Annotated in this window: 13 protein-coding genes and 1 pseudogene; 6 read left to right on the plus strand and 8 right to left on the minus strand. The window is 69.2% G+C overall.

Translation table 11 applies throughout. From position 1 onward, the window contains the following. The 4 genes from AC2VOP_RS17620 to AC2VOP_RS17635 all read right to left on the minus strand — a co-directional run. Window positions 1-469, minus strand: a 469-nt coding sequence (locus tag AC2VOP_RS17620) for a glycosyltransferase (protein ID WP_486962159.1), incomplete at its 3' end; no start/stop codon positions are given. Further along, a complete protein-coding gene (gene folP / locus AC2VOP_RS17625) occupies window positions 466-1,341 on the minus strand; it encodes a dihydropteroate synthase (RefSeq protein WP_486962160.1) in 876 nt (291 codons plus the stop codon). The genes folP and AC2VOP_RS17620, both read right to left, overlap by 4 nt. Window positions 1,342-1,379: 38 nt before the next feature. Beyond that, on the minus strand, window positions 1,380-3,170 hold the full coding sequence (fadD6, locus tag AC2VOP_RS17630) for a long-chain-acyl-CoA synthetase FadD6 (protein WP_486962161.1): 1,791 nt from the start codon (window positions 3,168-3,170) through the stop codon (window positions 1,380-1,382). Between the two features lie 32 nt (window positions 3,171-3,202). Then, on the minus strand, window positions 3,203-3,766 hold the full coding sequence (locus AC2VOP_RS17635) for an LOG family protein (RefSeq protein ID WP_486962162.1): 564 nt from the start codon (window positions 3,764-3,766) through the stop codon (window positions 3,203-3,205). A gap of 47 nt (window positions 3,767-3,813) precedes the next feature. Between AC2VOP_RS17635 and AC2VOP_RS17640 the strand changes: the two genes are divergently transcribed. Then, window positions 3,814-5,994, plus strand: coding sequence for an AAA family ATPase (locus AC2VOP_RS17640; RefSeq protein ID WP_486962163.1), 2,181 nt, complete (start codon window positions 3,814-3,816; stop codon window positions 5,992-5,994). A 15-nt stretch (window positions 5,995-6,009) separates the two neighbouring features. On the opposite strand, the gene dapE is transcribed toward AC2VOP_RS17640, so the two are convergent. Beyond that, on the minus strand, window positions 6,010-7,095 hold the full coding sequence (gene dapE, locus AC2VOP_RS17645; RefSeq protein WP_486962164.1) for a succinyl-diaminopimelate desuccinylase: 1,086 nt from the start codon (window positions 7,093-7,095) through the stop codon (window positions 6,010-6,012). A 72-nt stretch (window positions 7,096-7,167) separates the two neighbouring features. Here dapE and dapD point away from each other — a divergent pair, with 72 nt between their 5' ends. Then, window positions 7,168-8,133 carry a 2,3,4,5-tetrahydropyridine-2,6-dicarboxylate N-succinyltransferase gene (dapD, locus tag AC2VOP_RS17650; protein WP_486962165.1) on the plus strand — a complete coding sequence of 322 codons (966 nt, stop codon included), beginning with the start codon at window positions 7,168-7,170 and terminating at the stop codon, window positions 8,131-8,133. A gap of 7 nt (window positions 8,134-8,140) precedes the next feature. On the opposite strand, the gene AC2VOP_RS17655 is transcribed toward dapD, so the two are convergent. Next, the gene (locus AC2VOP_RS17655; protein WP_486962166.1) at window positions 8,141-9,562 is read right to left on the minus strand and encodes an acyl-CoA synthetase; all 1,422 of its coding nucleotides are present in this window, start codon (window positions 9,560-9,562) and stop codon (window positions 8,141-8,143) included. A 134-nt stretch (window positions 9,563-9,696) separates the two neighbouring features. Between AC2VOP_RS17655 and AC2VOP_RS17660 the strand changes: the two genes are divergently transcribed. Further along, window positions 9,697-10,446, plus strand: coding sequence for a helix-turn-helix transcriptional regulator (locus AC2VOP_RS17660; RefSeq protein ID WP_486962167.1), 750 nt, complete (start codon window positions 9,697-9,699; stop codon window positions 10,444-10,446). Then, a complete protein-coding gene (locus AC2VOP_RS17665) occupies window positions 10,439-10,933 on the plus strand; it encodes a group III truncated hemoglobin (protein ID WP_486962168.1) in 495 nt (164 codons plus the stop codon). The genes AC2VOP_RS17660 and AC2VOP_RS17665 overlap by 8 nt, the downstream gene beginning before the upstream one ends. Window positions 10,934-10,979: 46 nt before the next feature. Here the strand turns inward: AC2VOP_RS17665 and AC2VOP_RS17670 are convergent, their stop codons facing one another. Both AC2VOP_RS17670 and AC2VOP_RS17675 read right to left on the minus strand, forming a co-directional pair. Then, window positions 10,980-11,285, minus strand: coding sequence for a pseudouridine-5'-phosphate glycosidase (locus AC2VOP_RS17670; RefSeq protein ID WP_486962169.1), 306 nt, complete (start codon window positions 11,283-11,285; stop codon window positions 10,980-10,982). Window positions 11,286-11,337: 52 nt separating this feature from the next. Then, window positions 11,338-11,535, minus strand: a pseudogene (locus AC2VOP_RS17675) (pseudouridine-5'-phosphate glycosidase); the annotation flags it as partial. Between AC2VOP_RS17675 and AC2VOP_RS17680 the strand changes: the two are divergent. Then, window positions 11,534-11,971, plus strand: a complete 438-nt coding sequence (locus tag AC2VOP_RS17680) for a hypothetical protein (RefSeq protein ID WP_486962170.1) — start codon at window positions 11,534-11,536, stop codon at window positions 11,969-11,971. The pseudogene AC2VOP_RS17675 and the gene AC2VOP_RS17680 sit on opposite strands and share 2 nt — an antisense overlap. Window positions 11,972-12,045: 74 nt before the next feature. Further along, window positions 12,046-12,597: HNH endonuclease family protein (locus AC2VOP_RS17685; protein WP_486962171.1), on the plus strand; the 552-nt coding region annotated here is incomplete at its 3' end.

Genomic DNA, 12,597 nt, shown 5'->3' on the forward strand with positions numbered 1-12,597 from the left:
CGGTGAGCAGCGGCCCGACCAGCTTCGGCACGAACATCGGGTCCGGGTCGATCAGGTCGGAGTCCACGAACACCACGATGTCGCCGCTGGTCGCCGCGAGCGACCTCCATAACGCCTCACCCTTGCCGGGCTGTGGGACAACCTCGGGTACCGCCTGCTCACGAGTCACGACGCGCGCGCCCGCGGCGACGGACCGGATCTCGGTGCCGTCGCTGGAACCGGAGTCCAGCACGATCAACTCGTCGACCAGCCCATCGAGCAGCGGGGTGATGGTGTCGATGACGGATTCGATGGTCTCTTCCTCGTCGAGAGCGGGCAGTACGACGGAGATGGTCCGCCCGGTCCTCGCCTTAGCGGCCTCGAGCTCGGCGACGGTCCAGTCCGGACGGCTCCAGGTGCGCTCGGAGAGCCAGACGTCACCGGCCAGCGTGGCTGGACCAGCCAAGACCTGATCAACAAGGTCTGTCATGCAAGTCCCCTCACTGTGCGCGTGGGTGCGCGTACACCCTGTATCGACGCCACCATCTCCAGAACACGCCGCGTCGGCCCCACTTCGTGCACTCTAAACATCCGGACACCGGCCGCAGCCGACAGTGCGGTCGCCGCCAGGGTCCCCTCCAGGCGCTCGGTCAGTCCCACGCCCAACGTCTCGCCGATGAAGTCCTTGTTGGAGAGTGCCATCAACACCGGCCAACCGGTGTCGACAAGGTCTTTGGTGTACCGCAGCAGCGTCAGCCCGTGGTGGGTGTTCTTGCCGAAGTCGTGGGTGGGGTCGATCAACACCTTCTCGCGCGCGACCCCGGCCGCCACCGCGCGTTCGGCGGCGGCGGTGACCTCGTCGATCACCTGGTCCACCACGCCTCGGGTGGTCGTACCGTAGCTCGCCCGGAACGGGCGGGTGCGCGGCGGAGTGCCGCCGGTATGCGAGCACACCAGCCCGGCCCCGAATTCGGCGGCCACCGCCGACAGCCCGAGGTCGGCGCCGCCCCACGTGTCGTTGATCAGGTCGGCGCCGGCCGCGCACGCCCGTTTGGCCACCGTCGAACGCCAGGTGTCGATGCTGATCACCGTGGCCGGGTAGGCGACGCGCAGCCATTCGATGAACGGCACCACGCGGGCGCTCTCGGTGTCGGTGTCGACGGTTTCGCCCGGTCCGGCCTTGACGCCACCCACATCGATAGCGTCGGCGCCGTCGGCGATGGCCCGGTGCACCGCGGACTTGGCCGCCTCGTCGCTGAAGGTGGCGCCGCGGTCGTAGAAGGAGTCCGGGGTGCGGTTGACGATCGCCATGATCAGCGCACGGTCACCGGTCACCGGACGACCACACAGGGTTGATTGCACCCGTCCATGGTGCCCGGTCACGTTGGGGCCGGGGTAGGTCAGTCCTGTGGACGCTTGCCGGCCGCGACCTCGGCGGGGTAGTCGGCGTAGTGGGGTACATAGCCGTCTTCGCGGCCGGCCAACACATACAGCGGATCCCCGCTGCCGTAGCTGTCGAGACAGTAGGCCTGCTCACGCAACTCCACTTTGCGGCTCTTGAACGTCGACGTGTGGGCCATCGAATCAACCACCCGCACGAACAGCGGCACCGCGTAGGACGGCAGCCACTGGTACAGAGTGTGGGCCAGCGCCGCGCCGTCGAGCTCCCTACCGGCCCGCAACGTGACCGCGGCCATCCCGGCGCGGCCATCGGCGCCCGGAATCTCCACGCCGTAGACGGCGCACTCCTCGACCGCGGCGTCGGCCGTCAGCGCCGCCTCGACCTGCGTGGTGGCGACGTTCTCGCCCTTCCACCGGAAGGTGTCGCCGAGCCGGTCGACGAATGCCGCGTGATACAGCCCCTGTGGCCTCATCACGTCGCCGGAGTTGAACCAGCAGTCACCGTCGCGAAAAGCGTTGCGCACCAGTTTCTTCTCCGTGGCCGTCGAGTCGGTGTAACCGTCGAACGGCTGCAGTTTGTTGACTGGGCTCAGAAGTAATCCCGGCTGACCGGCCGGTGACCGCCGCACCCGGCCGGTGGCGTCGCGCAGCGGTTGACCGGTATCCGGGTCGTAACGGGTGTAGGCGAACGGCGTCAGCGCGATGCCGGTGCTTCGAGGCACATTGAAGACGTTGACGAACGCGATGTTGCCCTCGCTGGCGCCGTAGAACTCACAGATGCGGGCGATGCCGAACCGGGCGGCGAACGCGTCCCAGATCTCAGGGCGCAGCCCGTTGCCGCAGATGACGCGGATTTTATGCGCACGGTCGGTAGGTTCGGCCGGCTGGTTGAGCAGGTACCGGCAGACCTCGCCGATGTAGACGAATGCCGTCGCGTCGTAGCCGATCACCTCGTCCCAGAACCGGGAGACCGAGAACGAGCGGCCCAGCGCCAGCGTCGCACCCGCGTCGATCACCGATGCGGCCGCGACCGTCAACGCATTGTTGTGATACAGCGGCAAGGCGCTGTATAGCGTGTCGCGGCTGCGCAGTCGCAACCCCAGCCCGCCGAATGCGGTCAGCGCCCGCAGCCATCTCTGGTGAGTCATCACGCTGGCCTTGGGGAGTCCGGTGGTGCCGGAGGTGAAGATGTAGAACGCCTTGTCTTTGGCCAGCACTGCCGACGCCGAAGGTGGGTTGGCGGTGGGTGCGCCGGCAGCCAGTCGCTCGACTGCTTCGATGGCCAGCGGATCAGCACCGGGCGCGCCGCAGTCGGCCACCGCATCGACCAGGTCGGACTCGACGACGAGCACCTTGGAGTCCAGCAACGTCAGGCTGTGGGTCAGCACCTCGCCGCGCTCGTGGTAGTTGACCATCCCGGCGATAGCACCGCACTTGACCGCTGCCAGCATCATCAGCACCGCGTTGGGTGAATTGCGCAGCATGATTCCGGCGACATCGCCGCGGCCGACGCCGCGGGCGGCCAGCACCGCGGCGTAACGGTTGACGGTCTCGTTGGCCTGGCGGTATGTCAACCGGATGTCGCCGAATCGCAGGAACACCCGGTCGCCGTGGCGGGCCGCCCGCTGTTGGAAGACCTTGCCGATCGATGTCTTGGAACTCGGGCGGGGCAGCAGCCCGGTGACCAACGCGCGCATGATGATCGGCAAGTCGACCAGGACGGCGGGCAGCCCGGCGGCGACATCACGCAACCCGACCGAGGTGTTGGCACCGAAGTGGTGGTCAGACACGTTATTCCTCGTTCTCGATCTGAGGTGCCAGCTTAATCAACCTCGGCGGCCCGGGGTTCGCAGGCTGCCAGCGCCGCATCCACGTCGTCGACCACGACCAACCGGTCCAACGCGGCCTGCGAGACGTAGCCGTCATCGACCAGCCCGTACAGCCACGCTCGCAGCCCGTCGTAGTGCCCGACCGGATCCAGCAGCACCACCGGCTTGTCATGCACACCCAGATACCCGCCGGTCCACGCCTCGAACAACTCCTCCAGCGTGCCGATGCCGCCGGGCAGCGCCAGAAACGCGTCGGCACGATCTTCCATGACCTGCTTTCGCTCCCGCATGGTGTCGGTGATGATCAGCTCGTCGGCGTCGGTGTCGGCCAGCTCCCGGTGTACCAGCATGGCGGGGATCACACCGACGGTCCGGCCGCCGCGTGCCCGGGCCGCGACGGCCAGCGCTCCCATCGCCGAGACGTTGCCGCCGCCCCATACCAGCGTCCAGTCGCGATCCGCGATCGCCGCGCCGACTCGACGGGCCAGCGCCAGCAGGCCCGGATCGGTCGGCCCGGAGGCGCAGTACACGCAGACCGCCCGTCGTATGGCACCCACATCCGAAAGGCTATCCGGCAGCGGCTGGGCACCGTAAAATCCGCGCGGTGCCGATCCGGTGGAATGTGCCCCAAAACACGGCCGCTTTGGAGCAACTGAACGCCGCCCTGGAGAACACGGCAGGCGCCGTGGTTCTCGGACCCGACGGCAGCGGCAAAACGACGCTGGCCCGACGGGCCGCCGAACACCACGCGCACCGACACCCTGCCACCAGCATCCGCTGGGTCGTCGGCACCTCGGCTCAGCGCAACGTGCCGTTCGGTGCCTTCAGTCATCTGGTGAATGTCCCCGCCGACTTCACCAAGCCGGCGGAGCTGTTGCGGACGGCCCGCGCAACCCTGGCCGGGGACGCTCGGGGGGGCCATCTGCTGCTCGTCGTCGACGACGCGCATCAGCTGGATGTGCTGTCGGCCACGCTGGTGTACCAGTTGGCCCTGGCCGGCATGCCCCAGATGATCGTCACCGCCCGCGCCGACGCCGCCCCGGAAGCCCCGGAAGCACCGGAAGCAATAGCCGCGCTGTGGGGTGACGGGCTGCTGCAGCGCCTGGACCTCGAAGCCAGCGAAGCCGGCGAATCGCCCAGCGTGACGACGGCCTCGAGTCAGGTTGACGAGTTCCTCGCCGGGCTGCCGTCGTCGGCACGGTCAGTGCTGGACTACCTCGCCGTCGAGGAGCCGCTGTCACTAGTCGATCTGACTGCACTCACCGGCTTCAACGGTCAGGACGCCGTCCGGCAGGCCGAAGAACTCGGCGTGGCCGAAACTAGGGTGCGCGGCGGGCGCGGGCCGGATCCGATGGTCTACACCGCGCATCCGTTGTTCGCCGCGCGGGCCCGGGTTGCGCTCGGCGACGACGGTGCCCGACGGCTGCGCACCGAGTTGGTCGAGCTGCGCTCGGCGCGGCCGTCCGAACACGTCAGCGACCGGCTGCGGTTGGCGTCGCTGGCGGCTGACAGCGACGCACCGCAGCCGGTCAGCGAGGTGGCGGCCGCCGCGCAGCAGGCGCTGCGGCTGGGGGCCCTGACGCTGGGTGAGCAGCTGGCCCGCCACGCGCTGGACCGGGGTGCCGGCCTGCCGGCGCGGCTGACGCTGGCACATGCGCTGGCCTGGCGGGGCAGGGGCCGCGACGCCGATGCCGTGTTGTCGGCGGTCGACCCCGGAGAGCTCGCCGAGCCTGAACTGATGACCTGGGCCCTGCCACGGGCCGCCAACCAGTTCTTCATGCTCAGCCAACCCGCAAAGGCGACCGCCTTCCTGCAGACGACACGGGACCGAATCACAGCGGCCACTTCGCGTGCCACGCTCGACGGGCTGATGTCCACCTTCGCGATGAACGCCGGCACCCCCCTGCGTGCGTTGCGGATCGCCGGCGAAGTGCTGAGATCACCGCACGCCGACGAGACGGCGGTGGGCTGGGCGGCGTCGGCCGCGGCGCTGTCAGCGGCCCGGGTGGGCCGGTTCGACGACGTCGAGGCCTTGGCCGCCCGCGCGCTGGCCGTCGAACATCCGGGCCTGTTGCGGTTCACCAGCGGCTTCGGCCGGGTGCTGACGCTGATGTTGGCGGGGCGGTTGAACGAGGCGCGTTCGGTGGCGCAGCGCCACACCGACTTCGCCGAGCTGCAGCAGCCGGGACGCGCCATCGGCGAGGTGCTGGTGTCCTACGTCGCGACCGCCCAGGGTGACTTCGATACCGCCGTGACACTGTTGCGACGGGCCTCCGACGTGCTGGTGCCGACGGGTTACTCCTGGGGGCCGCTGGCGTTGATGCTGCTTGCCCAGGCGCTGGGCCAGCAGGGCGACCTCGTCGCGGCGGCAAAGGTGCTCAGCCGAGCGCAGTCGCGGCACGGACTGAAATCGGCGCTGTTCGCCCCGGAGTTGGCACTGGCCGAGGCCTGGTCGAAGGCGGCCCGCGGCGACATGACCGGGGCGGTCGACGCGGCTCGTGCCGCGGTGCAGGCAGCCGAGCGCGGCGGCCAGTCCGCGATCGCGCTGCGTGCCCTGCAGGACGCGGCCCGGCTCGGTGACACGGGGGCGGTGTATCGGGCGCAACGGCTCGCCGTCGAGGTGGACTGTGTGCTCGGGCGGCTTACGGTCGCCCATGCCCGGGCGCTGGCGGCCGGCGATGCCATGTCGCTGGCCGAGGTCGCCGCGGATCTGGCCGAAGCCGGGCTCCATCCGGCGGCCGCCGACGCCGACGCGCAAGCACGGCGATGCTCTGGTGGCGGATAGGCGCCCGACCGAATCTCACCGCCAGGCAGCGCCGCCGAGAAATCGGCGCAGCAGCTCCCCGGCGGCGGTGATCTGGCCGACCGGCACGTGCTCGTCGCGTCGGTGGGCCAGGCTGGGATCGCCGGGACCGTAATTGACCGCGGGGATGCCGCGCGCGGCGAACCGGGACACGTCGGTCCAGCCGTACTTCGCCCTGATCCGCCCGCCCGCGGCCTGCACCAGAGCCTTAGCGGCGGGCTGCGACAGCCCGGGCAGCGCGCCGGCGGCAGCGTCGGTCTGCTCGATCTGCACGTCCAGCCCGTCGAACACGTCGTACACATGCCGCAGCGCCGCGGCGACCGACCGGTCCGGTGCGAAACGGTAGTTGACCGTCACCGCCGCCGCGTCGGGGACGACGTTGCCGGCGACGCCACCGTCGATCTGCACCGCCGACAAACCCTCGCGGTAGGCGCAGCCGTCGATGTCGACGGTGCGAGGGCGATACGCCGCGAGCCGGTCGAGCACCGCGCCGAGCTTGTGAATCGCGTTGTCGCCCAGCCAGGAACGCGCCGAGTGCGCACGAGTGCCTTTCGCTTGTACGACCACACGCAGCGTGCCCTGGCAGCCGGCCTCGATATAGCCGCCGGTGGGCTCGCCGAGGATAGCCAGATCGCCCTGCAGCCACTCCGGCAACTCGCGTTCGATGCGGCCCAAACCGTTTGCCGCCGCCTCGATCTCCTCGCAGTCGTAGAACACGCATGTGATGTCATGGGTAGGCTCGGCAACGGTAGCCGCCAGGTGCAGGAAGACGGCGACGCCGGACTTCATGTCGACACTGCCGCAGCCGTAGAGCAATTCGCCGTCTCGGCGACTGGGCAGGTTGCCGGCCACCGGGACGGTATCGAGATGACCGGCCAGCACCACCCGCGACTTTCGGCCCAGCCGGGTGCGGGCCAGGACGGCATTGCCGTTGCGGACGATGTCGAAGCCCAAAGCCCGGGGAGTCTGCGCCCGCAGCGCGGTTTCGACTTCGTCGGCGATGCGCGCCTCCTGCCGCGACTCGCTGGGGATGTCGACCAGCGCGGCCGTCAGCTCGACCGGGTCTGCGCGTAGGTCCAGCACGTTCTCAGAGTAGTGGTTGGCCTGGCCGCAGCGGCCGCACCGCGAAAGCGCGTCTTGCTAGCGTGGAGCACCATGACCGCAGCTTCAGGTATCGGAGTGGCGACGCTGGGCGCCGACGGGTCGGTCCTCGACACCTGGTTTCCCGCACCGGAACTGATCAACTCCGGTCAATCAGGCACTACCCGGCTCTCCGGCGCCGACATTCCGCAGAACCTGGCCGGGGGGCTGGCCGGGTTAGCCGGGTTGGTCGGCCGTGACCAGGACCGCGGCACCGAGACGGTCACGGTCCGCACGGTCATCGGCTCGCTGGACGCGCCCGCCGCCGACGCCTACGACGCATACCTGCGGCTGCATCTGCTCTCGCACCGGCTAGTGGCACCGCATGGACTCAACGCCAGCGGCTTCTTCTCGGTGTTGACCAACGTGGTGTGGACCAACCACGGCCCGTGCGGTATCGACGGGTTCGAGACCGTGCGCGCCCGCCTGCGCCGACGCGGGCCGGTGACCGTCTACGGGGTGGACAAGTTCCCCCGGATGGTCGACTACGTCGTCCCGTCCGGGGTGCGTATCGCCGACGCCGATCGCGTGCGGCTGGGCGCACACCTGGCCCCGGGCACCACCGTGATGCACGAGGGGTTCGTCAACTACAACGCCGGCACGCTGGGCGCGTCGATGGTCGAGGGCCGCATCTCGGCGGGAGTGGTGGTCGGCGACGGGTCCGACGTCGGTGGCGGCGCGTCCATCATGGGTACGTTGTCCGGCGGTGGGACGCAGGTGATTTCGGTCGGAAAACGCTGCTTGCTCGGAGCGAATTCCGGGCTGGGCATCTCGCTGGGCGACGACTGCGTCATCGAGGCTGGACTCTACGTCACCGCCGGCACCAAGGTCGTCATGCCGGACGGCTCGGCGGCCAAGGCGCGTGACCTGTCCGGCGGGGCCAACATGCTGTTCCGCCGCAACTCGGTGACCGGTGCCGTCGAGGTTGTCTCCCGCGACGGGAAGGGCTTCGCGCTCAACGAGGAACTGCACGCCAACTAATCCACAACTAATCCAGCAGCTCCCTCTTGAGCACCTTGCCCATCGCGTTGCGCGGCAGCGCGTCGACGAGGCGCACTTCGCGGGGCCGTTTGTGCGCTGACAGTTGTTGTGCCACATAGCCGATCAGATCGTCCGGCTTAGCGTCCCCGACGACGAACGCGATGATTCGCTGGCCCAAGTCGTCGTCCGGCAGCCCGACAACAGCGGCTTCGGCAACGCCGGGATGTCCCAGCAACACTGTCTCGATTTCGCCGGCGCCGACGCGGAAGCCACCCGACTTGATCAGGTCGACCGACTCGCGTCCGACGATGCGGTGCATGCCGTCACCGCCGATCACCGCGACATCGCCGGTCCGGAACCAGCCATCGACGTCGAACACCTCGGCGGTGGCGTCTGGGCGGTTGAGGTACCCGTCGAACAGTGTCGGACCGCGAACCTGAAGCCGCCCAATCGTTTCCCCGTCGCGGGAGACCGGAGCACCTTCGTCGTCGACCAGCCTGGTCTGCACCCCGCGCAGCGGCAGGCCCACCCAGCCGGGCCGGCGTTCACCGTCGGCACGGGTGCTCAACGTGATCAGCGATTCGGTACTGCCGTAACGCTCCACGGGCGGATGCCCGGTGAGTTCGGCGAGTCGGGAGAACACCGGCACCGGCAACGCCGCACTGCCGGACACCAGCAGCCGTGCCGCGGTGAGCACGCGAGCCGCCGTCGCATCCGCCGCCACCCGCGACCACACCGTCGGCACCCCAAAGTACAGCGACCCACCCACGTCCGCGCACGCTTGCGCGTATCCGGCCGGCGTCGGCTTCCCGGTGTGCACGAACCTGTTTCCCACCCGCAGCGACCCGAGCAGACCCAGCACCAAACCATGTACGTGGTACATGGGCAACCCGTGCACCAGGACGTCGTCGGGGGTCCACTGCCAGGCCGCCGCCAGGGCGTCCAGGTCCGCCGCCAGGGCACGCCGGCTCAACCGGACGCCCTTGGGCGGCCCGGTGGTGCCGGAGGTGTAGATGATCAACGCGGTGGCATCGGTGGGCGGTTCGCGAAGGCGGTGCGGCGACCGGGCTGGCGAATCAACCGGGATGTATGGCAGGCCGGCGGGGTCGTCGGGCTGCTCCCCCAGCCAGGCCTGGGCCGCCGAGTCGGCCAGGATATGGGCCCGCTCGGCCACGCCGACGTCGGCGGGCACCGGAACGACGGGGATGCCGGCGATCAGACAGCCGGTGATCGCCAGCACGGTCGGCGCCGTCGGGGTAGCCAGTACAGCGACTCGCTGTGCACCACCGAGTCGCTGTGCCACCGAGCCGGCGGCACTCACCAGGTCGCTGCGGCTGAGCGCCCTGCCGTCGATGCGCACCGCGTCCGCGGCATCGTGGCCACCGCCACCACTGTGGGCAGCATCGGGATCCAGCGAGTTCAGCAGCACGTCAGCGACGTTACCGGTGCCGCACCTGACCGGAGCGGGTTCGCCACCCACCTAGGCCGCTGGCTGCTAATATTGATGAAAGTATCCGTTAAATCGGGTAACGGCGTAGCGGCGGCAGGGCGAGAGGTGCGCGTATGGACACACGATCCGAACCGCGACTTCGCGCCCATCGCCGGCCACCGTGGCCCCGCAACCGGCAACGCGAACGAGTGCTCGGGCTGGTCCGCGACCATGACGGTGCGATCGACGCTGCCGAACTGGCCGACCGGATTGGACTGCACGTCACCACCGTGCGTTTCCATCTGGATGCGTTGTGTGCGCAGGGCGTGATCACCCGCGTCCGCATCAAGCAGGCTCGTGTCGGTCGTCCCCGCACCGGCTATCTGGTGGTTCGCGACCGGTTGGACTACCGGAGCCTCGCCGAGGTCTTGGCGCTGGAGCTCGGCGACACTGTCGCGCAGCGGCGAGAGCGCGCCGAACGCGCCGGCCAGCGTTGGGCGGGCCGGATCGTGGCAGATCAGTCAGCCGAGGCGAGTGAGCCACTCGATAGCCCGGGTTCCACTGAACCGCGTGACCCTGACCGCATTGTCGACCGCCAGGCCGCGATCATCACCGAGATCTTCGACCGGATGGGGTTCGCCCCAGAGTTGGCCTCGGCGGCCGAATCCCAGGACGCCCGGCGCGAGCGGACCATCCGGCTGTATGAGTGCCCGGTGCGTGATCTGGCCCGCTCACACCCGGAAATCGGCTGTGGCATGCATATGGGGCTGCTGCGCGGGCTGCTCGGCGCCGGCGCGGTTGCCGACGGCGGTGCGACGTTGCACGCCGAGTTGGATCCATTCGTCGAGCCCGAACTGTGCATCGTCCGGATCATCGATGACTGATCGCGAACTGCCGGACCTGGTCGACCGCGCCGACGTGGAAGCGCTGCTGCGGTCCTTCTACGGCCAGGTGCTCGTCGATGAGGTCCTGGCCGAGCCGTTCGCCGAGGTGCGGGAGACCACGGGACTGGACTCGCACATTCCGGTGATGGCCGACTTCTGGGAAACCATGCTGTTTCATGTCCGGCGCTATCGCGGCCGCGTGCAGGACGTTCACCGGCAGGTCCACGACCGCACGGCCCTGTCCACCCGTCACTTCATCCGGTGGTTGACGACCTGGTACACCAGCGTCGACGCGATGTATGCGGGACCGTTCGCCGACCGCGCGAAAACACAAGCCGCCAGGGTCGCTTGGGCTATGCACCGCGCGCTCACCGGAGCCGACGCGCCCGAACTGAACACACTGGCGGGACGCTGTACCGAACTGGCGGTCTCGTCGCGCCGATCGGCCGATGAGCCGACGACTACGTCGTCTCGGCGCACGATATAGCTCTCCACGCGCGGCCGTTCGGCCGCCTCTCCCGCGGCTGGTCGCGTCACCCGGCGGCGTAGGCGGCGGCGATCTCGGCCGCCAGCCGGGCGTTGGACAGCACCAGCGCGACATTGGCGGCGACCGAGGCGCCGTGCGTCTCGCGATGGAAGAACTCCAGCAGAAACGGCGTGACGTCCTTGCCGTGGACGCCACTCGTCTCGGCGGCGGCCAGGCCGGCCGTCAGCACCCGGTCGTGCAGCGCGCGGTCCAGCTCGTCGCCGGGTGCGATCGGGTTGACCAGCACCAGCCCGTATCCGTCGGTGCCGGTCCGGCTTCGGGCGCGCAGCACCTTCGCGGCCTGCTGCGGCACCGCCGTCGCGCACCGCGTCCTCGATCGCGCGCGCAGTGCGCAGATTGTCCGGATGCGGCAGCCCGTGACTGATGATCGTGCTCTCCAGCGCGACGACCGGCCGGCCGGCGGCCAGCGCGTCGGCGACCTCGGGTTGAATCCGCACGTGCTGCACGTTAGGCCCTGCCTGACACCTTAATGTTCGGATGTTCGGTGTTCGGCACCACCAGCGGATGGCATGTGTCGGTCGAGCGGGCGATAATCGACGCATGCGCGAATCGGCGGGGGTGGGGCTGCGTGGTCGGCTGGTCACGGTCGTGGGGGCGGTGTTGTTCGCCGGCGGTCTGGCGGCGCTCGCGCTGCCGGTCTCGCTCGGCGACTACGACAGGTTTGGCATCCAGGTGACGTGCGGCAACGGCTACCGCAGCCACGTGATGCGGCAGACAGTCGACGACCACGGTGATCAATGCTGGACTGCGCTAGCACGGCGACGTGCGTGGGCCATGCCCACCATCGGGCTCGGTGCCGTGATGCTCATCCCGACAACGGCGACGTGGCTGCGCAGGAAGGCGGAGAAGCCGGATCCCCAGCAATTCACCGGTGCCTGGTCGGCCTCGGCCCACCCCGACGAGGGTCTGCATGAGGCAGCCCTGCTCGACCGGCGGGAGCGTTCGCACTATCCGCCGCCCTCGAACACCACACTGTGAGGCGATCCATCATTACCACAAGGCCGTCGTTTCTCGGCGCGACATTCGCGCTGAGCGGCCTGCTGGTGCTCGGACTGGTAGGGCTGGTCGCCGGTGGCTGTGGTTTCCCCGCCCCCCGGGGGCTCGTCGCGCCGGTCGCTACTTCAGAAGCCGTCGGGGTCGACGACCCGGACGCCAGCGCCGAACTGGGTAAACTCGATACGCTGCCGATCAAGGGCCGCGCTCCCAAGACGGGTTACAACCGCGAACAGTTCGGTCCGGCGTGGAGTGACGACGTGACCGTGGCCGACGGCTACAACGGCTGCGACACCCGCAATGACATCCTGCGCCGCGACCTGGTCGACATCGAGACCAAGCCGGGAACCGACGGTTGCGTCGTGCTGTCCGGGATACTCAACGATCCCTACACCGGCACCACCGTCGACTTCCAGCGCGGCCGGGGCACTTCGAGCGAGGTGCAGATCGACCACATCGTCGCGCTGTTGGACGCGTGGCAGAAGGGCGCTCAGCAGTGGGACGAGGTCACTCGGCGCAACTTCGCCAACGATCCGCTGAACCTGCAGGCCACCGAGGGCTGGATCAACGAACAAAAGGAAGCCGGCGATGCCGCGACGTGGTTGCCGCCC

It is taken from the genome of Mycobacterium sp. TH-M106 (assembly GCF_057473765.1).